Source organism: Micromonospora sp. ANENR4 (genome assembly GCF_015354395.1).
Classification (GTDB): domain Bacteria; phylum Actinomycetota; class Actinomycetes; order Mycobacteriales; family Micromonosporaceae; genus Micromonospora; species Micromonospora aurantiaca.
On record NZ_JADKYQ010000015.1, the window covers coordinates 91,295 to 110,927 of the forward strand.

The window sequence follows — 19,633 nt, forward strand, 5'->3', positions numbered from 1 at the left end:
GCGCTGCTGCTCACCGTGGAATTGATCTCCAGGGTGCCCAGCCACCGCAGGTCCCTGGCCGCCCTGCGGCTGCTGGCCACCGCGGCGATCGCCGGCATCGCCGGCTGGGTCAGCTACTGGCACATGGTCGGTGTCGCCGCCCGCTATGGCGAGATCGACGCCGGCGCCTCCTACCTGCTGCCGATCTCCGTGGACGGCCTTGTCGTCGTGGCCAGCATCAGCCTCGTGGAGATCACCGGAAGGATCCGCGCCGGCACCGGGCAGCCCGCGTCTCCGCAGCAACCAGCGGCCCCTCAGGATCGGCCAGGACACCACACCCCGAGGACCAGCGCCGACCGGACCACCAGGCGGCGAACGCCCCGCCTCACCGAAACGGTCACCGAGACCAAACCAATGGCCACCTCTGCGTCGCCGGGCGCCGTGTCTACCCCGGTTCCATCGCGAGGACAGGCCGCGAGCACGCAAGGCGATGGGTCACCAGACCGCCCGGCTCAGCCCGACCGCGACGACGTCCGTGGCGATTCCGAGCCGTCCCGTCCTGCCGGCGATCGCGCCGGCAGGACGCCAACCCGCGACGCGAAGACCCCAGCAACGATCCCCTCCGACCACGGAAACACCGCCCAGGTCGCCGCGGCCACTCCGGCGGCCGTCGCGTACTGGTATCAGCGGGATCCGTCGATGCATCCCGCGCAGATCGCCGAGCGGATCGGCAGATCCGAGCGCACCGTGCGCCGGTACTGGCCGCCGGCCAAACTGCAGCGGGCTAACGCCCACCACCACGGCCCGCAACCGACCGTCCCCGGGCGTCCTAACCCTGACCCGCCCTCGATCTTGTAGAGACTCTTGGTGTCTGTCCCCTCCTTGAGGAGGTGCCGACGGGCCTGTGGAAGGCGTGCCAGTGAGCCCCAGGCAATATCCTGTCGATCTTGTCATGGGGGAGTCAGGCAGGTTCTGGTGGTGCGGGCGCGGTGGGGACTTGCTTAGATCACCGGCATGACGGACTGGTCCCAGCTCAGGCATGCCTACGGCGTGGCAGATGACGTCCCGGGTCTGTTTGCGAGGTTGCTCAACCGGACCCGCGCAGCCCGGTCTGGGGCGAACTGTGGTCCCGGCTGTGCCATCAGGGCACGGTGTACCCGGCAAGCTTCCCGGCATTGTCAGTCCTGACGGAGATCGCGGGCCGCTGGTCGACCGCGCAGCGGACGATGTCGCTGGCGCTGGCGGCTGACATCGTGTCCAGCGTGGATCAGCCCTACGGGGATCTCGACCCGCACGTCACCTATTCCTGCGAAATCGCTCGACTGAGAGCGCTGACCGAGGAAACGCTCCAAAGCTCCGGCTCCGATGACGACCCCAGCACCTACGTCTATATGTTGCAGGCGCTGCTGGCGTTCGAAGGCGCCGAGGTCTGGGGCAGACACCTCGACGGACTGAACAACGAGGAATACGAGGTGGCGTGCCCGCGATGCGATGAAGAGATCTTCGTCGCGTTCGGCCAGTACGGAACGTTTACCACGCTGGACAGCATGTACATGAACGACTCCGGCTCCAAGCAGCTGCCACTGCTGCCCGCTGATCCTGCTGACTTGACGGGCGTCGGAAAACGCCTGCACGCGCGCGCGATCGCCGACCACCATCCCGACGTCGCCAAGAAGCTGACCTACGTGTTCGGCCGAGCGGACTGCCCGGCCTGCGGCGAGCGCTTCGGTGTTGAAGAGGCCATTACCGCGAGATGGTCCGGCTAGATTCCGCCGATAACCGTCGCCGCATGATGGCGGCGATGAGAACCTGACAGGCGCGGCAGACGCTGGCGCGCTAGGCATAGCGGGCAGCCAGGTCACTCCAATGTTCGGCTACGGCACCCTCTACTACGCCTACGCGGTTCTCACCACGTACCTGGACCGGCTGTTTCTGTCGCAGGCGGAAACTGAGCGCCGCCGGTGCCCGAAACGACGGGCATCTACAGGCGAAGCCGCCCAGCGGGTGCACGACGAGCTCGCCGATCACGCGCTGGGCCGCAGAGACTCACACGGTTGGCTGACCACCACGGGGCGCCGATCGCGGACGACGGCGGCCAGGTGTTCGGCTACAGCCGGCCGATCAGCGGCTGTGTCCGCGGGTCGAACCGGTATCCGTTGTCCCAGGGAAATCGGCCCTGCTGGTCCGGCCACACCATCTGCTGGAGGCGGACCTGGTCGCGGCCGTAGCGGCTGATCGCCAACCCGGGCAATAGCTCGTCTGTCGACGGCCCGTCGATGATGATCGCGTCGTAACCGGCGATGAGGTCGCTGAGGCGTTGTCCGTGGGTGAACCGTTCGGCGGTGTCGTAGACCCGGCGGGCCAGGTCGTTGAGCAGACGGTGGGCGACCTCGGGTGGCAGTCCGGCGGTGATCAGTTCGGGGTAGTCGTGGGCGGTGAGCCCGACGGTGTAGGCGAACGGTGCGGTGGGGACGGTGCCGTCGTCGGTGGGCAGGACGTACGTGACGGCCCAGCCGATGGTGTCGATGATCCGTTCTTGACGCCGGAGCAAGTCGTTGATGTCACGCATGGTCGGTGCCTCCTGGGCATTCGGCGCTGGGGTCGGGGTGGGGTGGCTCGACGTCGACGAAGCCCCAGAGGTGTTCCATGACCTGGAGTTGCCAGGTGCGGTAGCGGTCGGCGAAGCCGCGGCAGAGCGCGGGCGGGATCGGGCTGCCGGCGTAGGGCAGCGTCGAGTGGCAGATGATGTAGCCGGCGTCGCCGCGCGCTTCGCGAACCATCTTCTGGAGCCGGCCGGGGGTGAGGTGCATTGGGTTGCCGGGCTTGAAGATGCAGGTGGCGCATTCGCGGGCGAGCCGGCGGGTCTTGCGTAGTTCCGGGTCGCCGACGCTGAGTCGGGGTGACCGGTCGGCGTCCGGTTCGTCGGCGGGATCGAAGATGCTGTCCATCGTCAGCTCCTTGTCGTTGCGGCACGGGCCCGCTTGGCGTGGGATGCGGGACCCGTGAGTCCGGGTGATCGGAGTTCTGCGGTGCCGGTTTGGCGTGGTCAGAGCCGGCGCAGCCAGGTCAGCACCGTGTCGATGTCGGCACGGCGCAGCCCGTTGTACGGGTCGACCGGGTGGAGCAGGGTGGGTGCGCCGTCGGCGGTGCGCTGGTCGGCGGTGGTGGGGTCCTTGCCGCCGAACTCGTCGTCGAGTACGGCGAGTGGGCGCCGCGCGGCCCAGGCGTACAGGGGGCTGAGTTTGTTCTGGTGGCCGAAGCGGACCCCGCTGGCGTGGACGGGGACGTGCGGCCAGGTGGTCGGCAGGCCCAGCCGTGGCGCGATCCATGCGGCGGCGAGGTGGTTCCAGCTGGTGCACCAGACCGGTTGGGCGTGCGCGGCGAGTTCTCGCAGCCAGGGCCCGTGGTCGGGGTTCAGCCAGACGGTGCCGGTGACGTGCCGGCCGTCGGGGGCGGGCCCGTTGTAGCGGTGCGGCCGGTAGCCGAGTGTCTCGGCGTGGGCGGGGTTGGCGGGGTTGAGGACGCCGTCGACGTCGATGGCCACGACGGGGGATGAGGCGGGCTGTGCCGGTGGTCGGGTGGTGGTCACGGCTGGGCCTGCTCGCTGAGGATCGGGTGCAGGGGCACGGTGAGCCGGTCGGCGGTGCGGCCGGGTCGGTCGGCGGGTTGCCACGTGTCGGCGGCGGCGTGGGTGGGGAACGGGCCGACGGCGGCGAGCCTGCCGTCGGTGCGGTCGAGCAGCACGAGAACGGCGGTGCGGGCGTCGTCGAGCGCCGGCCGGAGAACGTGGGCGAGGTCGGCCGGGAGGTCCACCCAGCCGGTGGCGGGTAGATCCGTGACGGCGGGGTCGTGCAGCGGTACGGGCCTGGTCACGGCGAGCGTGGTGCTGTCGAGCGCGAGCGTGGCGGCGTGGGAGTGGGCTGCGTCGGCGCCGCTGGTGGGGCCGTGGGCGTCGAGGTCGCCGCTGGTGTGGACGGCGATCAGCGCGTGCGGGTCGCGGATCTCCAGGGAGTCGAGGACGGCGAGGGTGACAGTGTCGCCGGTGCGCATGTCGCGCAGGGTGAGCAGGACCGGCCGTCCGTCCGGGTCCCGGTTCCAGGTGATGGCGTCGAAGTGTTCGCTGGTGACGTCGCGCAGGCGCCGCCAGGCGCGGTTGTCGGTGTCGAAGGGGTGTTCGTCGTCGGTGCCGTAACGCATGAGGAACTCCTTGTCGGGCAGCGTCGTAGCCGCGCCCCGGGATCTGGATCGGTCGGGGCGCGATGCATGCACGCTTCGATGGCGCGGGATGGTCAAGTCGCCGGGGGCGGCAGCGATGCCGTTCGGCATCGGCCCTCCGCGAGATGGGAGTAGGGCCGCCTGCGGCAGCCCCGCATTCCAGGCCCGGTATGTCGCGAGGTCGCGGTGCGCGGCGCCGCCGGGCAGCGGCCAGGCAGCGCCGCGGCGCGGGGTGGGACTGGTCGGCTGCCGGCCCGGGGCCCGCTCGGCTGGGGTTCAGGCCTGGGTGAGGGCGGTGACGGCGGCGTCGGCGATCGCCGCGATGGCCTCGGTCGGGTCGGTGACGGCCAGGGTGGTGGCGTGGGTGAAGGTGTGCCCCCAGATCTGGTCCGGGTCGGCCGGTTCGCCGCCGGTGGGCGGGTCGGCGGGGTGCAGCCACAGCACGGCGCAGCCGGCGCGGTGCAGGGTGGTGACGAGTTGCTGCCCGGCGGGGATGTCGTCGAGGTAGCCGTCGGAGACGACGGCGAGCATCCGCAGGGCGCGGCCGTGGCGCAGGTCGAGCAGCTGGTCGGCGACCTTGACCGCTTCCGGGAAGGTAGCGGTCGCCAGCTCGGTGCGCATGTGCAGCACCTGCCGGGGGTAGGTGCGTGGGGGCACCAGGACGGTGGTGCGGTCACCGAACCCGATGGTGGTGGTCGTCGCCTGCGCGCGGCGGGCCGCGTTGGCGAAGATCCACGCGGCCGACGACATCGCCTGCGTGTAGCGGGCCATCGACCCGGACAGGTCGACCAGGATCGCCAGATGCAGGCGGGGCTTCTCCGGAGGCAGCTGGGCGCGTTGCTGCCACGGTGCGGCGGTCGGCATCTGCCCGGCGGCGGTTTGCGCGTCGGCGGTGATGGCGTGGCGGGTCCGCAGCCGACCGGGTGGGATCGGCGAGGGGCGCCGTCCGGGTTCGGGGTGGCGGGTGCGGGCCTGCCGCAGCCGGTTGGCGAGATCGCGGGCCGCGCGGTGTTCCTGCTCGGTCGGGTCGGTGCGGTCCCACTCGGTGGGTGGGCTGTGCCGGTGGGCGAGCAGCGCCGTCGCGTACTCGGCTGGGGTGACGCCGGCGGCGACGGCGAGGTAGTCGACGAGGGCCGCGGCGAGGCGGCCGGGGAACAGGCCGGCGTCCGGTACCGGGGTGTCGTACTGCTGGTCGGGGTCGATGCCGAGGACCTGACACCACCGGCGGGCCAGGCAGATCATGGTGTCGGCGTCGGTGTCGTCGCAGGTGTGGGCCTCCCGCCAGATGTCGCGCAGCTGCCGCAGGCGCTTGCGTCCGAGGACGCCGGTGACCGCGGCGCGAACGGGGCGGACGTCTTTGCTGGTGACGATGCGGGCGTCGACGCGGGCCAGGAGCAGCGCGGCGAGTTGCCCGGCGTGCCACGCGTCGTCGACGGCCGCGTCGTCGGGGCGCAGCAGGGTTGTCACGACGTGGCGCAGCCACCGGCGGTCGCCGCGGCGGCGAGCGCGTTGGCGTCCTTCGGCCCGGGATTCCTCCAGCAGGTCAGCCACGGTGGCGAGGATCGGCGGGGTGCCGGGCGGGGTGGTCCAGCGGCTGTGCGCGGCGTGCGCGGCGCCGTGCACGAGCAGCCCGTAGCCGGTGGGCACGAGCCGCTTGTGCCGGGCCTTGGCCGGGTCGGTGACGTCAGGGCTGTCGGCGATGTAGGTGGCGTCGACCTCGATCCTGTTGAGGGCGGGGTAGAAGCACTCGGGCGCGTCCCCGGCGGCGCCGGGGGCGACGAGGACGGTGAGGTCGGTACGGCCGGTCAGCACCGGAACGTGCTGGGTCCACGCCTGCGACCAGGCCCGCCAGTCGGCGGCGCCGGCCGGCGGCGGCGGTGTGCCGGGGCGCAGGTGGGTGTGCGGGTGGGACACGGAATGGCTCCTTCCAGAAAAAGGGGGGCGGTTAGCGCTTGCCGAGGGCGAGCGCGGTGATGGGCGTGCCGGTGTGCCGGGACAGGGCGGCGGTGACGTCGTCGCGGGCGTCCTCCGGGGCGATGCCGGCCAGGTTCGCCAGGGCGGCGCTCATACCCAGCTGGTCGCGGACTGTGACGAAGCCGAGCAATTCACGTAGCTGCGGCGCCCACACGGTCTTGCCGGCGGCGAGGTCGGCGTTGAGGTCGATCGCGGCGGCCACGACCGGCTTGGGGACGCCGAGCTGGCGGGCGAGGTCCCAGTCGGTGGTGACGTGCAGGTGGACGGTGAACCGGGAGGCCAGGGCCTCGGTGAGCACCGCGCCGTGCACGCCCGGGTTGTGGCCGGCGACGATGTAGAACCCGTCGACGGCCTGCACGGTCTCGTTGCCGTGCGCGGGGATGGTGACGGTGCCGCGGCCGTCCATGGCCGGGTACAGCACGGCCAGGACGCGGGGCGGGATGAGGGTGGCGTCGTCGACCAGCAGCACCCGCCCCTGGCGCATCGCGGTGACCAGGGGCCCGTGGACGAACTCGTAGCCGCCGCCGGGGACCGGGTTGTAGGAGCCGAGGAAGTCGTCGACGACGGTGTCGCCGGTGCCGGCGACGGTCAGCAGGTCGGGGAACGCCGCCTCGACCATCGCGGTCTTTCCGGTGCCGGGCGGCCCGTACAGCAGCACCGGCACCTGCTGGGCGCGCAGCCGCCGCAGTTCCTCGACGTCCCAGCCTTTGCCGAGCCGCCGCGGGTGATAGAGCGTCCCGTTCGGTCGCGGCACCGGCGCCGGCCGGGACTGCCGGCCACCAGCGCTGCCGCCGGAGCGGGTGCGGGGCGCGGCGGGCGGGAGGGCGCCGGCGGCGTCGATGCCGGCCTGGGTGATCTGGAACCGGTGTGGGTCGCGGTGGTGGGTGGCGTGCCCGGCGGCGGCCATCTTCTTCAGCGCCTCGAACACCGCCCCGGACGACGGTGCCCCGATCGCCCGGGTGATCTCGCCGACCTTGAGAATCTGGTCGGCGTGGTCGGCCAGGTGTAGGGCGACCTTGCGGTAGAGGTAGCCGGACCGGCCGGAGCCCGCCCCGGTGGCGGGAGTGCCAGCGCCGCTGGCCGGGGCCGGGTCGTTCTGCGGCGAAACGGCCGGTGGGTGTGGTGTGGTCATGGGATTGCCTCGATTCGGGGTAGGGCCGCGCACCCGTCTCCGGGTGCGCGGGCGGTGGGTACCGCACAGCGGAGACGGGCGGGGCCAACCACGCCGGCCCGCATCGGGCCGGGCAGGTCGGCGACCACACCCCTGGTGGTGCTGAAGGGTGACGGCGACACGTCAGATCGCCGCTGATACGTGCTGGTCGGTGTCGAGGCCGCGCGGGCGGTGTCGGCGCCGACGATGGAACCCCCACCAGCCCAATCGATCAAGTCGAATGGGTGCGCGGGTGCGGGATTGCGGGAGCGCCGGCTGACTACGCGTGCACCGTGAGGGCCGACAGCGATGCTGGCGGCGCGGTCGTGGTCAGTCGGCGCAGCCCCGTTCGCAGCCCTGCGGGTCGCACTGCTGTCCCTCCGCCATCCGAGCCAGAGCCAGCCCGTCGCCCCCGTCGAGGTCATCGAGGAACCGCCAGCCGAGCCCGTCGGCGAACGCCTTGACCTTGGGCGCCCCGTACATCGGGTAGCCGGCGTGCTCCATCGCCGCCACGACGTCGTCGCGGCCGAGGAGCCAGGCGAGTTCACTGAGCTTGTCCGCCGACCGGCTCGCCGAGTTGCCGCGGTGGTCGAGGATCTTCCCGATAGCGAATCGCAGGTAGTCCCGGGCATGGGTCTCGTGGTCGACCCGCCGGGTCCACTCGCCCGGGTGTCGAGGGGCGATGACCTGGCGGGCGTGGTCCAGGTCGAGTGCCTCCACGAGGACCTCCTCCCGGAAGCCGAAGATGTCCCCGCGGTTGGCGCGCAGAGCCCAGACCCGGGTGACGATCTCTTCTTGGGTGCGGATGGTCACTTGTTCCCTTCCTGTCGGCCCCACCCGTCGAGGTAGGGCATCGGTGGGCATTGCCGGCCTATGCGTTGTCGGTGTCGGGCAGGTCGCCGACGATCCGGTCGCAGACGTACGGATCGACGGCCTCCCAGCACCAGCTGCGGCCCATCACCACGTACCGGCCGTCCCCGTCCGCGGTGATGCGGTCGATGGCGTCCGGGTCGCCGGACAGGGCCCGCTGGTCGGCGACGAGGACGTCGCCGTCGAAGGACAGACCGGCCAGCGCTTCGTCGACCTGCCGGTCCAGGTCGTCGGCCGGCACGCCCTGCTCGCGCAGCCTGTCGCGGTACCGGTCGCGGTGGCGCTGCTGGTCGGCGACGATCGCCTCGGCCACGTCGCGGGTGCAGGAGAACACCGCCCACCCGTTCCAGTAATCGATCAGGGTGCCGACGAACCCGACCTCGACCCGGTCGTCGCCGTCGGGGCCGGTGGTGCGCGCCCAGTCGCCGGCGAACACACCGACACCGCCGATCCGGACCCGGTCGGGGTGCAGGTGGGACACATCCGTGCCGGTGGGGCTGGCCGCGAGATGACACAGTTCCGCGACGCGGTCGGTGACGGCGGTGTCGTAGGCGTCGCGGTAGACGGCCATCGCCTCGTCGCGCTGCGGGATGCGCAGCCCGAACCAGCCCGCGCTGTCGCCGGTGGCGTCAGCGAACAGCTCCCACCCGGCGACGTCGACCGGCTCTCCGACCGAGGAGAAGCGGGGCAGAGCGTCGAGGACGGCAGGATCGCCGTCGTCGATGCCAACCAGGATCCGGCGCGCGGCCAGGCGGCTGTCACCGCCGACCCGGGTACCGATGGTGTCCTGCGCCCACCACTCGGCGGCGGTGCGTCCGGCCTCGGCGCCGGCGGCGCGCATCCGTTGCAGCGCGGCGGCCCATCCGGTGGCCTCGCCGACCACCCCGCCAGTGCGAGGCGGGGTGGTGGTGGCCGGTGCGATGCGATCGCCGGCGTCGAGGCACATCGCCAGCGTCGAGCCGCTGTCCCAGGTGACCTCCACGAGGTTCTGTCGCTGGTCGTGGCGGCGGACAGTGCCGGTGTCGCCGGGCCGCAGCAGGGTGTACGGGTCGTCGGTGTGGACCAGGGCGACACGCTGCCCGGCCTCGTAGCTAGGCATGGCAGTTCCCGATCGGCCGACGGGGCCGGTGGAAGGGCCGCCGTCGCCGGTGGCCGCTGACGGCGGGCGGTCGGTGCTCATCGGGTCTCGCCCGCCGTGTCGCCTGCCGTGGGGTTCTGCGGTGGCCAGGGCTTACGGGTGACGCGATCGCCGAACATCGGGTCGCTGGCGACCGAGGAACCGCAGCGGGCGCAACTGGTGACGGTGTCGTAGCCGTAGCCGGCCATGGACGGCACCTCGACGTGATCGATCTCGTCGACCGCGCCGCAGACGGTGCACACCGTCATCTCCGGACCGCCCCCGTCGTCGGCGGGCGCGGTGACGAACAGGTCCTCGACCGGGTCGAGGTGATGCGCGCTGTGCCGCAGCCAACGGCCGTGGATCGTCGCCTCGTACACCACCAGCCGCCGCTGGTCGAGGTGCAGCAGATACAGCCACTCCAGGGCCCCGCCGACGTCCTCGCGCAGCGCGCCCCGCCGAACGGTGGCGTCCTCGGTGACGACCGGGTAGCCCAGTCCGGGCACGGGCGGCTGCCGGTCCCAGCGCCTGGGCTTGGGGTTGACGGCGAGGGACCACCAGTCGTGGGCCAGCAGCGCGGCGGCCATAGCGCCGGTGTCACGGCCGAACGTGTCGGTCCAGATCCGGCGCAACAGCGGCACCAGAACCTCCGGACTCTCGCCGAACTGGACCAAGCGGGCGGTGTAGCTGCCGCGGAACGCGGCGACACCGATGAGCGTGGGTGTGCTCACGGCCTTGTCCTCCTCAAGGAATGTGGATGGGGTCGCGGCGGTCGTCCCCGCACGAATCGACCCGCCGGGCTGGGGGTGGATCACGGAGCCGTCGCCGGCATCCGCGATCGGGACTACTGATTCAGGGGCGCGCCGACGGACGCCATGAAGGCGACCGGGTCGACGGCCGTGCCGGAGGTGTGATCACCGAGGTGCACCTCGAAGTGCAGGTGCGGTCCAGACGAGTGGCCCGAGCTGCCGGCGACGCCGATGACGTCCCCGGCAGCGACCCGTTGACCCTCGGCGACGGAAGGGCGGGTGAGCAGGTGGCAGTAGCGGGTGATCACCCCACCGGCGTGGGTGATGTCGACGTACCAGCCGCAGCCGCGGGTCAGAGCGGGATCGCCGTCGCGGTCACAGCCCCAGTCCCGGCCAGTGCGCACATCGACGGCGTTGCACCGCACGACGGAGACGGTGCCGGCGGACGCGGCGTGGATCGGGGTGCCCTTGCCCACGATCAGGTCGACGCCGTCGTGCCCGGGACGGCCCGAGGTGCGGAAACCGGAGCCGACATCCCCGTGCACCGGCACAGTCCAGCCCTGCCCGCTAACCCCCACCTGACAGGCGATCAAGCCGGCGTTTAGCCCGGACAGGGCGGCGACGATCCTGGCGGCGTCGGGCTCCCACCTGGCGTAGGCGTCCGGGTAGGCCGACCGCTGCACCCGTTGGGCCGCCTCGGTCAGTGGCATCGCCTGCCAGCCGTCGACGGACTGCAACCTCTGGTAGAACTTCGTCGTCGCGTACCGCGGGTCGTGCAGTTGCTCCGGGGTGCCCCAGCCCTGGGAGGGCCGCTGTTGGAACAGGCCGACGGAATCGCGGTCTCCACCCGCAGTGTTGATCAGGGAGGATTCCTGCATCGCGGTGGCCACGGCGATGACCCAGCCGCGGGGCGGGACGCCGAGGCGCATGCCTAGGGTGGTGATGGTGGCGGCGTTGCCGACCTGCTTGGCGTTCCAGTCCCCGATCGGACCGATCCGGCCCAGGGCAGGGCCCTGGGCGGCCGATGAGGTGGTGGGCGTGACGCTGGTCGGCCCGCACGCGCCCACCCCGCCGCCATCGAAGATCAGGGTCGTGGTCAGCCCGGAGCACAGCAGCAGGGCGCTGGTGACCGCGAGGGCGATCCCGGACAGCGGGCGGGTGGTCATGACTGGACTCCTTCAAGGCAGGGCAGGCAGCGGGCCGGCGGGACGCGGGGACGGTGAGGGCCGCGAGCCTGTGGAGCGGCGACGCGCGGCCTTCGGCCGGGGGTGTTCAGCGGGCGAGGACTGCAACCTTTTCGCCGTGCAGCAGGGGCGCCCTGTCGGCGCCTTTGATTGGGCGTTGATCCCGATCCGGTACGGGCGGCCGCCACGGTAGATGAGGCGTCGCCAATGGCCGCGGACTTATCCGTAGGCGAAGATGCTTGTACTCCGTTCGTGCTGGCCATGCCTGTTGCGTACGTGTCTGCGACGAGACGGCCGACCCCCAGCACCCAGGTCGTCTCCTGAAACGAGACCAGCGACAGCTACGAGTCCGTCGCCAGCGACGCCTTGGTGATGCCCATGAGCACCGGCGGGCCAGCCACCGGCTCGCCGCGTTTCGGCGACGATGCGCCGGTTCTCCGCCTCGATGCGCCGCGCCCTGGCTACCCGGACGGATAGCGCTTGGGTCAGACTCCGTTTGCGGATGCCGTGTGTGCGAGAGCGCGCCAGAAGCCTTGGCTGACGTCGGCGTCGCGGAACGAAGGCAAGCCCGTGGTCGTGGTGCTTCCGACGCGGCGTGCATTACCCGAGCACCCTGATCTTCGCCTAATCCGTGCCCGGGTGGCGGCCCGGACGTCTTGCGCGGACCGCCACCCGCTCTGCCGCCGCTCCGCCGACGTTGCCGATCCTTCGTAGACTCACAGGCGGCCAAGGCTGGAGTCATGGAGGGTTTGTTGTGCAGGTGTCGACCGGTGCCATCGTCAATATCAGCGTGCGGAGCCACGACGACAAGCTCGGCCACGAACTGGCGGAAGCGCTGAGTGCGGACCCCGCCCTCTCGGAGGTCCTCGTGCCGATCAGCGACGCACGAAAGGCGCCCGGACACTTCGACGCCCTCGAGCTCATGCAGGCGTTCATGGTGGCCGCCGTGACCGGTGTCAGCACGGAACTGCTCACCGCGACCGTGCATGCTCTTGTTCGCCGGGTCAGGACGCGGCGGCAGGAGGTTCCGGCGAGCCCAGCGCCCACGCCGACATCGGAAGTCCCGGCCGCGGGCGACGCCGTGATCGACGTCGCCGCCGCCCCCACGACCACGCCCAGCGTCTCTGTGACCGTGCGAGGCGAGGTCGTCGACGTCGTCATCACGCTGCGGAACGACCGTCCGCCCGCGTGACCACGCTAACGAGAGTCACGATTCTCGGCGGGTCGGCCGCCGCCGACATCGACGTCGAGGCCGTGACGGACGACGGCGGCCGCCGACGTGGAACGGCTACGATTCCTCGCCTCCTGCTGAACGAGTCCGGCTTTCTGCACGGGCTCGGCTCCAACACGACGGCCGGCCTGGCCGAGGCCGGCCAGCGATATGCCCAGGTCCTCCTGGCGACGATCGCCCGGGCCAGCGGGTTCGACCACGTAACACTCGCCGACGACGCCGTCGTCCTGGTGTGCGGGAAACCTCAGGTCCATCAGTGGGTGTGGGAGGCCCTGCGCCTTCCGCTGCCGGGACGGAGGTGGCAGCCCCGTGCCGTCACCGTCGCCAGGACGCCCTCTGCCCCTGGCGGTGCGTCGCCGGCTCCAATGCTCACGGCGGCATCGCTGACCTGGGTCGGCGCTCGGCCGCTCGACGGCGATGCGCCGCGCTACTCGGTGCTGGGGCCGGTACTCGCGAGCGTGCTGCAGCCGGGTGGTCGGCTGTCCATCGTTACCGCTCGGACCGATTTCCACGTCGGCGAGCTCGACCGCGCGATATCACCGCCGGACGGTCCGGGCCTGCGTATCCTCCATCTGGATGGCCACGGCATCTCGAGCATGAAGATCGGCGACGGTGAGATTCCAGTCGACCACCAGTTCGGTTTGGCGGTTAAGGATGCCGACGATAGGGCAGTGGTCGTTCCCGACACCTATCTGCTCCACCTGGCGGCATCGGCCTCGTACGACGCCGTTATAACCAATGCCTGCTTCGGCGCCCAGCAGCGCTCCGCCTCGGAGTTCTCCATGCCGGCCCAGGCTGTCGCCGAAGGCCGGCGCTTCGCGATTGCCGCGCGGGAGCCGCTTGCGCGCCCTGCTGCCACCCTTTTCTTCGCCCACTTCTACGGCCTGTTCGGCTGCGGGGTCTCCTTGGGTGACTCCTTCGCCCGGGCCTGCGCCATGCTCGGTAAGGCGGCGATCGCGGCGCTTTTTCCCGACTCGAAGGAGCACGAGCGATGGGACCAGGCGGCGCGCCTGCTTGCCCAGCCGGTGCTCTGGCTTCGAGCCTCGGCCGACGTGGGGCTCGTCCTCCCCGAGCCGGCCGAGGACGCGCGCACATCGTCACCGGTACTCGACTACCTCCCACTAATGGGGTCGGATCAGTCGGTCAGCGCCCTGGCATCCTTTGTCGAGGATCGCGCCTGGACCGGGCCCGGGCGGGCATACGAGGCGGCGGCGCACGAGATCTGCGACATGGCGCCCGATGATGTCGACCAGCTGACCGGGCTGCTCCGAAAGGTGTTCGGGGCGGTAGGCGACGGCCCGGAGCCCGAGACCTTGCGCTTCTTGGGCATCACGCATGCGGAAGCCGTCGCACACATCAGCACCCGGTTCGCGGGATCCTCCCTCCTGTACCACCTGTTGGGCTTCGCCGCCCCCCGGGACCTGATCAGTCTCGACGCCCTGGCCAGGCACAACCGCCACGATGCGGCATCCGCGCTGCTGCATGTGCTGTCGTGGGGACCGGACAACCCGGATACCGGCGGGCGAGGGGACGCCGGTCGGCGACTTGCCGTGCTGGCCCGGGCTGCGATCGACGGGGCGCTGCCGCCGGAAGCGCGAGACGACGCGTTCGTCTTCGACAGCCTCACGACCTCCGGCGTTGTCACCCTGGGCCTCCCGCTCTTCCGGCTCGGCGAAGCAACCGACGAGATTCCCGTGCCGGACCTCTTCCTGGGCGACCAGGCTTTCCTAGAGGCCATAGACGAGGCACATCCGAGACGGTATTCGGACGGTGCCGCCGTCGATGCGTCGATCCGCCACGCAGCGTTGAGACCTTGGGACCAGCTCGCGATCCGCCGTCTAGTCGAGCCGCGGCAAGCGGCACTGGCTCTGGTCATATGGGGGGGCACCGCAACACCCGAGACGGCCGCCACCGAGATTCCCCTCACAGAGCGGCGCTGCGCGGCCGTACTCGCCCGGCTTTCGGCGGCGGTGGCGGCGCGGCAGGCGGGAACTGTCGACGTGGCCTCCATCGTGTGGATCGACCACGCCTTGAACGGCTCCGACCGCCAGACCGTCCATCTCCTGTGCACCCGCCTGCACGCCGGGCTGCCCGGCTGGGCGCCGTTGTCGCCGGAGACGGACGCGGAATACACCCGAATCACGCGCATCACCGGAACGAACGACTCCCAGGTCGACATCGACGACTCCTCGGCGGGGCAGGCGCACAAGCTCTTCCATGAGGGCCGGCATGAGGAGGCCCTCAACCAAGCGCGCGAGCGTCTGTCGGCCGAGCCCGGGGGCGACGCCCACGGTGCCCGCATTCTCGAAGCTTTCGCGTTGATCAAGCTGAACCGGATCGACGAGGCGACGCGCACCGTCGCATCATTAATCCGGGCCTATCCAGGAATGGTGCGGTGGAACCAGTGTGAGACGCTTCATCTCCTAGGCGAACTCGCCGCTGCGAACGGGAACCTGTCGCTGGCGATCGAGTACTTCATCCAGGAGCAAGCCCTCGGTCCGCCGTCGCGCGACCGGCGCCTGCACAACCGTCACCATTTGTTGACCACGATGCTATCCGCGGGCGTCAACTACGCGTCTCTGGCTGTGGTTGCCCGTGAGGGAGCTCAGCTCGCGTCGGACCTCGACAACCGGAAGATGCTCCAGTACTTCGTCGAGTTCTGGACCTACACGGCCGCCGTCGGCGCCAGCCGCGAGGAGCTGAGCACGGTCCTGACGACGATCGACAAGGATCCGCGGGTCGCCGACTCCGCCACTCTGAGATTCGCGCGTGGTGTGCTCGCCGTCAAGGACGAAAACACCCACACCGCCACGCAGATCCTGACCGAGGTCGCGACCGCGGACTGCCATCTGTCCGGCGCTGCGGCCTTCGTGCTCGCCCGCGTCGGGCTCCTGCCACCGGATCAAGCCGTCAATGTCCTCCGGGTGGGCGTGACGAGCGAGGCTGCGATACACAGATACCGGGATAGCCTGGGCGCCCGGAGCGTCGGCGTGGAGATCGACTATACCGGGGCTTGCGCGATCGCCCTGGCCGACCAGCTCGCCAGGATCCGCGACTTCGACGCTCTTCGTGATCTTCCGGAAGAGGTTTGCTCTGCTCTGCCTCAGGGTGTTCGGACGCTGATCCGCGCCGCGATCGACCACGCCGAGGGCCGCATAGGTAGCGCCGTCGAGACGGCCAGCTCGGCCGTTGCGGTCCTCGGGGCGAGAGAAGCTCGCGACAGCACCATCCACTTGCTGAGGTGCTTCTCGCCCGAGGACTCGGACCGTATCATCTTGAATGCGGCGACGAAGCTGCTCGAACGCATCCTCAGAGGCGACAACACCGACCGTGACCCTACCGGGCTGCCGGTCCTCACCGCGCTCAAGCACCTCGCCGAGATCGTCGACGACTATCTGATCGTGGGTCGGCCGGTCACTGATCTGCTACTTGAGGCGTCGGAGCGCCACTGGGACCGCGCGGAGCTGCAGGAGGCGGAGGCCGCGAGGGCCCTCGTCTGCCGGATCATGGAGAAAAGCAGCGATTTTGGTACAGCGGAACGAGCAGAGCAGTTGGGATATCTCGCCGCCGTCGTCCGCCAACGGGGCCGCCTCGCCGAGGCGGAAACGCTCTACCAGGCTGCCCTGGACCTCGGCCGGGACTCGCTGGGCACGACCGAGTTCGCCCTGCTCGTGGGTCGTTACGGCAACCTGCTGCACGCGACGGGCGATTACGTCGTCGCCGTGGTCCTCCAGTGGCATGCGGTCTGCCGGATCCGCCGGCAGTCGGGCGAGCTGATGCCGATCACCACGGGCAACATCGCCCTTCTTCTCGACTGGCGAACCGTTCCCTGGGACTTCAGCATCAACTGGTGCAACCTGCTGACCAATCTGGCGAACTGCCTCTTCGCCGCCGGTCAGGTGACGTTGTGCCGCGCGGTGCACCACTTCGCAGAGGAAGCGGCGCTCCGGACGCCGGTCATCAAGTTCGGTGAGCGTCACCAGCAGGTCTACGACAACGCCGCGCGACTCCGATCAATGATCGGCGCCGCACTGGACGAGCACGTGTCCCCTTGATCGGGTGTGACGGCTCGCCGGATGATTCACGACAATCTTGGCAGTGACGCATTTCCTTGCAATGTGCGGCCTCGGCGGGTGGATGAGCACTTTGCCGGGAACGCGGATGCTGCCCGGTGCCCGCAACCCATTGCGTCCGGCCGACGGCAGATCCGGATGTCCTGATCAAATCTGCGTCTGCCTCCCGGTAGTGCGAGTTCATGACACGGGTTGAAGCTGAACGAGGACCATCCAGGTGTCACCATCGGCGCGGTACGTCGCACGGACCCGGTATTCGCCCGGGCAGAGATCGATCACGAGGTGGTTGTCGGGCTCCAACTCCGCCCCCGGCCACGCCGAATCGAACAGCACGACTGGCCCGTTCACCACCCAGCGGACATCCTCATATGCGTCCCAATCCACGACATCACGTACCGCTCGGCGTGCAGCGCTCACCAGGTCGTCTTCCTCGTACGCCGGTGCCCACCGTAGGAACAGCCGTTCCGAGGACAGGTACGTCGTCATTGCCGGCTCATCGCCCAGAACAAGCGCCTGCCGCTGACCGACGGCGACCACGCCGACGTAACCGTCGATCGCGCACGCCCGGCCGTAGTCCCCCCAGCTCTCCACGGGACCATCCGTGCTATCAGCGCCGCTCCACAGTGACAGCGCCGATTGCGGGGCGACGAGCAGCGGCCCGCCAGCCGACGAAACCCACGTGTACTGCAATGACTCGACCTCCCGCCGTGATCTTGCCAGGGCAGGGCGATCCACGAGTGCCCGCCGAGACGCGGCAGAACGCTGTCCTCGCGCACGTCGTCGGCGGGCGACCCCCTTCGGTGTCCGTGAGCGGTTAGCGGCGACGCAGGTCCCGCGGGCGGGAACCCGGCGGCGGTCCGGTGCGGCTGTTGATGGCGGTGGCGCCATGGACTCCGGCACCGGATTGTTTGGCCTGATACATCGCGGTGTCGGCCTGGTGCAGCAGGGCCCGCGGGCTGACGCCGAGGGCGGCGCTGGTATGCCCGACGCTGGCGCGCAGAGTCAGCGTGTGCGCGCCGAGGTCGACGGAATGGCGGCCGACCGCCCGCCAGGCGGCGCGGGCTGCGGCGGCAACGTCGTCGGGGCCGCCGTCGACCAGCAGGGCGAACTCGTCGCCGGACAGGCGCGCGGCGAGGCGCACCGGCCCTCGCAGGGCGGCCAGCCGCCGGCCGACCTCGGTGAGGACGTCGTTGCCGGCCTCGTGGCCGAAGGTGTCGTTGACGGCTTTGAAGCCGTCGAGGTCGAGCAGGACGAGCCCGAACGGGGCATCGGCGCGGGTGGCGCGGGTGAGGGCGGCGAGCAGGGCCCGCCGATTCGGTAGGCCGGTGGTGTCGTCGTGGCCGGCGGCGTAGCGGGCGCGGGCCAGCGCCTGCTGCTGGCGCCACAGCAGCGCTGCGGCGAGGGCGAGACCGGCGAGGACTCCACCGGCGGCGGTGACGATCGAGGTCAGGATGGGAGACACTTCGGACGCTCCTTCTGTAGTAAGGAGCACCGGGGGCGGGCGTGGTTCCGGGAAGTTCGACGCCCGCCTCCGGGCTACCGGCAGGGCGGGGTCGTTCAGGCGGTCGGGTCGGCGAGGGCGAACGTGGCGGGTTTCTCGGCGACCAGGACCGCTCGCCCGGTTCCGACGAGTTTCACGGCGGCGTTGTGGACCGCGCCCGCGCTGGCCTTCTTCGCGCCGGTTCCCTCGTTGGCCCGGTCGACCAGCTTGCACAGCTCACTGACCTTGTACTGCCGGCCGGGGTTGGCCTCGAGGACGTCGAGAATCGCGCCGCGCAGGGAGCCCGACGCCCGCCGGGTAGGGGTTTGTGCCGCCTCGCCCGTCGTCTGCGTGGTCGGCGGCGCGGCCGGTGCTTCCGTGCTGGGTTCACCCGTGGTGCTGTCGGTGGTCGTGCCAGCAGGCAGACCATCCGGTGTGGCCGGTTCGGCGTCCGCATCGTTCGCTGCGGACGTCGCTCCGATGGCCTGGCCGATGCTGTCGACCGCGATTGGCACCTCGAGCTCGGCAGTCGAGCGGGCGTTGTCGTCGCCGTGCTCGGTTTCGGTGCCCTCGGCCTCAGCGGCCGCCTCGGCTACCGCGTCGGCATCACCAGGAGCCGGCGATGCCGATTCCTGGAGGGCGTTCGGCTGCCCGCCGGCGGCCTCAACGGCTGGCCGATCGTCGCCGTCTTTGTCGTCAGCCTCCCCAGTGCCCTGCCTGTCGTCGCCGATCGGACCGTGACCGGCGGAGGTACCGGGTGTGTCGGTGTCGCGGGTAGCGGGCTCCGCTGCGGGCTCACCGTGTCCGCCCTGTTCGGTATGCGCGCGGCCGGCGTCGGTCAGCCGCCACAGGGTGGGTCCGGTGTCGCTTCGAGTGGGCTCGGCCAGCCCCGCGGTGTGCAGGGTGCGCAGTTTCGGGGTGGTGGTGGAGTAGCCGAGGCCGGCGTCGGTGGCGATGGCGGCGGCGGTGGCCTCGCCGAGCCGGTGCAGCGCGGCGAGGACCTTCTCGACGCTGGGTGCCAGTGGCGCTGGTGCGGCCGTGCCGGTGGTCGTGCTGGTGGGGGTGCTGGTCATGGGCGCGTGGCCCCCTTTCTCCTGCCCTCGGCAGGGGTCGCTGGGTGAGGCGTGCACTGATGCACGCTTCGGATCGGGTTTTGATCAAGTCGTCTGCCCGGGATGCGGGACTCTGCGGGGCGCGTCCAGGTGTGCCGCCCGGTGATCGCCCGCCGGACGGCACGGTAGGGACCGGGGTCAGTGGGCGGCGTGGTAGGCGTCGCGCACCGCGGCGGGGATGACGCCGCCGGTTCGTGGCTGGGGCAGGTTCAGCTCCTGCCAGTTGACGGTCCACCACCAGGTGCGGATCTCCTGGCTCTGGGTGCGGCCGGTCGCGGTGTCGTCCTGCCGCCGTGGTGGCCGGGGTTGTTTCGGCAGGCGCCGTCCGGCGGTGATGAACGGGCCGAACGCCGCGGCCATCCGGTCGAAGTTGCCGCCGGACAGGTCGATCTCGTAGGTGACGCCGTTGAAGGCGAACTGGTAGGTGGCGACGTCGTCAGTTGAGCCGTCGAGGTCGTCGATGAGGATCGCGGTGGTCTTGGTGGCCACGAGGGCCACC

The 19,633-nt window shown here is 70.7% G+C and carries 18 protein-coding genes; 4 read left to right on the forward strand and 14 right to left on the reverse strand.

Features of this window, described 5'->3' with window-relative positions; genetic code table 11:
* Positions 1 to 123: 123 nt before the first annotated feature.
* Entirely contained in the window at positions 124 to 837 is a 714-nt protein-coding gene (locus IRY44_RS24915) for a hypothetical protein (protein ID WP_370585008.1), read from the forward strand.
* Between the two features lie 293 nt (positions 838 to 1,130).
* The gene (locus IRY44_RS24920) at positions 1,131 to 1,745 is read left to right on the forward strand and encodes a hypothetical protein (RefSeq protein ID WP_228532746.1); all 615 of its coding nucleotides are present in this window, start codon (positions 1,131 to 1,133) and stop codon (positions 1,743 to 1,745) included.
* 341 nt (positions 1,746 to 2,086) lie between these two features.
* On the opposite strand, the gene IRY44_RS24925 is transcribed toward IRY44_RS24920, so the two are convergent.
* The 10 genes from IRY44_RS24925 to IRY44_RS24970 all read right to left on the reverse strand — a co-directional run bounded on the left by IRY44_RS24925 (position 2,087) and on the right by IRY44_RS24970 (position 11,220).
* Positions 2,087 to 2,548, reverse strand: coding sequence for a DUF4262 domain-containing protein (locus IRY44_RS24925; RefSeq protein WP_194802638.1), 462 nt, complete (start codon positions 2,546 to 2,548; stop codon positions 2,087 to 2,089).
* A complete protein-coding gene (locus IRY44_RS24930) occupies positions 2,541 to 2,927 on the reverse strand; it encodes a hypothetical protein (RefSeq protein WP_194802639.1) in 387 nt (128 codons plus the stop codon). Before IRY44_RS24930 ends, IRY44_RS24925 begins: the two co-directional genes overlap by 8 nt.
* A 98-nt stretch (positions 2,928 to 3,025) precedes the next feature.
* A complete protein-coding gene (locus IRY44_RS24935) occupies positions 3,026 to 3,523 on the reverse strand; it encodes a hypothetical protein (protein ID WP_228532747.1) in 498 nt (165 codons plus the stop codon).
* A 41-nt stretch (positions 3,524 to 3,564) separates the two neighbouring features.
* The gene (locus IRY44_RS24940; protein ID WP_069089469.1) at positions 3,565 to 4,176 is read right to left on the reverse strand and encodes a hypothetical protein; all 612 of its coding nucleotides are present in this window, start codon (positions 4,174 to 4,176) and stop codon (positions 3,565 to 3,567) included.
* 294 nt (positions 4,177 to 4,470) lie between these two features.
* Positions 4,471 to 6,108 carry a VWA domain-containing protein gene (locus IRY44_RS24945; RefSeq protein ID WP_194802641.1) on the reverse strand — a complete coding sequence of 546 codons (1,638 nt, stop codon included), beginning with the start codon at positions 6,106 to 6,108 and terminating at the stop codon, positions 4,471 to 4,473.
* A 31-nt stretch (positions 6,109 to 6,139) separates the two neighbouring features.
* A complete protein-coding gene (locus IRY44_RS24950) occupies positions 6,140 to 7,300 on the reverse strand; it encodes an AAA family ATPase (RefSeq protein ID WP_194802642.1) in 1,161 nt (386 codons plus the stop codon).
* Positions 7,301 to 7,648: 348 nt separating this feature from the next.
* On the reverse strand, positions 7,649 to 8,131 hold the full coding sequence (locus IRY44_RS24955; RefSeq protein WP_194802643.1) for a hypothetical protein: 483 nt from the start codon (positions 8,129 to 8,131) through the stop codon (positions 7,649 to 7,651).
* Between the two features lie 58 nt (positions 8,132 to 8,189).
* Positions 8,190 to 9,287, reverse strand: coding sequence for a DUF4314 domain-containing protein (locus tag IRY44_RS24960; protein ID WP_194802644.1), 1,098 nt, complete (start codon positions 9,285 to 9,287; stop codon positions 8,190 to 8,192).
* A 77-nt stretch (positions 9,288 to 9,364) separates the two neighbouring features.
* Positions 9,365 to 10,036, reverse strand: coding sequence for a hypothetical protein (locus IRY44_RS24965; RefSeq protein WP_194802645.1), 672 nt, complete (start codon positions 10,034 to 10,036; stop codon positions 9,365 to 9,367).
* 113 nt (positions 10,037 to 10,149) lie between these two features.
* The gene (locus IRY44_RS24970; protein ID WP_194802646.1) at positions 10,150 to 11,220 is read right to left on the reverse strand and encodes a M23 family metallopeptidase; all 1,071 of its coding nucleotides are present in this window, start codon (positions 11,218 to 11,220) and stop codon (positions 10,150 to 10,152) included.
* A 772-nt stretch (positions 11,221 to 11,992) separates the two neighbouring features.
* Between IRY44_RS24970 and IRY44_RS24975 the strand changes: the two genes are divergently transcribed.
* Both IRY44_RS24975 and IRY44_RS24980 read left to right on the forward strand, forming a co-directional pair.
* Positions 11,993 to 12,430 carry a hypothetical protein gene (locus IRY44_RS24975; protein WP_194802647.1) on the forward strand — a complete coding sequence of 146 codons (438 nt, stop codon included), beginning with the start codon at positions 11,993 to 11,995 and terminating at the stop codon, positions 12,428 to 12,430.
* Positions 12,427 to 16,524, forward strand: a complete 4,098-nt coding sequence (locus IRY44_RS24980) for a hypothetical protein (protein ID WP_194802648.1) — start codon at positions 12,427 to 12,429, stop codon at positions 16,522 to 16,524. Before IRY44_RS24975 ends, IRY44_RS24980 begins: the two co-directional genes overlap by 4 nt.
* A 198-nt stretch (positions 16,525 to 16,722) precedes the next feature.
* Here IRY44_RS24980 and IRY44_RS24985 read toward each other — a convergent pair whose 3' ends face one another.
* The 4 genes from IRY44_RS24985 to IRY44_RS25000 all read right to left on the reverse strand — a co-directional run bounded on the left by IRY44_RS24985 (position 16,723) and on the right by IRY44_RS25000 (position 19,623).
* The gene (locus IRY44_RS24985) at positions 16,723 to 17,430 is read right to left on the reverse strand and encodes an immunity 21 family protein (protein WP_228532748.1); all 708 of its coding nucleotides are present in this window, start codon (positions 17,428 to 17,430) and stop codon (positions 16,723 to 16,725) included.
* Positions 17,357 to 18,004 (reverse strand): GGDEF domain-containing protein, encoded by a 648-nt coding sequence (locus tag IRY44_RS24990; RefSeq protein ID WP_194802650.1) that lies wholly within the window; start codon positions 18,002 to 18,004, stop codon positions 17,357 to 17,359. Before IRY44_RS24990 ends, IRY44_RS24985 begins: the two co-directional genes overlap by 74 nt.
* 95 nt (positions 18,005 to 18,099) lie before the next feature.
* Entirely contained in the window at positions 18,100 to 19,095 is a 996-nt protein-coding gene (locus IRY44_RS24995; RefSeq protein ID WP_194802651.1) for a MarR family transcriptional regulator, read from the reverse strand.
* Between the two features lie 177 nt (positions 19,096 to 19,272).
* Positions 19,273 to 19,623 carry an Lsr2 family protein gene (locus tag IRY44_RS25000; RefSeq protein WP_194802652.1) on the reverse strand — a complete coding sequence of 117 codons (351 nt, stop codon included), beginning with the start codon at positions 19,621 to 19,623 and terminating at the stop codon, positions 19,273 to 19,275.
* Between the last annotated feature and the right edge of the window lie 10 nt (positions 19,624 to 19,633).

Excerpts from the sequence above, each read along its gene's own strand:
- IRY44_RS24915 (WP_370585008.1), top strand. The coding sequence starts at position 124 with ATGGTCGGTGTCGCCGCCCGCTATGGCGAGATCGACGCCGGCGCCTCC.
- IRY44_RS24925 (WP_194802638.1), bottom strand. The coding sequence starts at position 2,548 with ATGCGTGACATCAACGACTTGCTCCGGCGTCAAGAACGGATCATCGAC.
- IRY44_RS24930 (WP_194802639.1), bottom strand. The coding sequence starts at position 2,927 with ATGGACAGCATCTTCGATCCCGCCGACGAACCGGACGCCGACCGGTCA.
- IRY44_RS24940 (WP_069089469.1), bottom strand. The coding sequence starts at position 4,176 with ATGCGTTACGGCACCGACGACGAACACCCCTTCGACACCGACAACCGC.
- IRY44_RS24950 (WP_194802642.1), bottom strand. The coding sequence starts at position 7,300 with ATGACCACACCACACCCACCGGCCGTTTCGCCGCAGAACGACCCGGCC.
- IRY44_RS24960 (WP_194802644.1), bottom strand. The coding sequence starts at position 9,287 with ATGCCTAGCTACGAGGCCGGGCAGCGTGTCGCCCTGGTCCACACCGAC.
- IRY44_RS24970 (WP_194802646.1), bottom strand. The coding sequence starts at position 11,220 with ATGACCACCCGCCCGCTGTCCGGGATCGCCCTCGCGGTCACCAGCGCC.
- IRY44_RS24985 (WP_228532748.1), bottom strand. The coding sequence starts at position 17,430 with ATGGCGCCACCGCCATCAACAGCCGCACCGGACCGCCGCCGGGTTCCC.
- IRY44_RS24995 (WP_194802651.1), bottom strand. The coding sequence starts at position 19,095 with ATGACCAGCACCCCCACCAGCACGACCACCGGCACGGCCGCACCAGCG.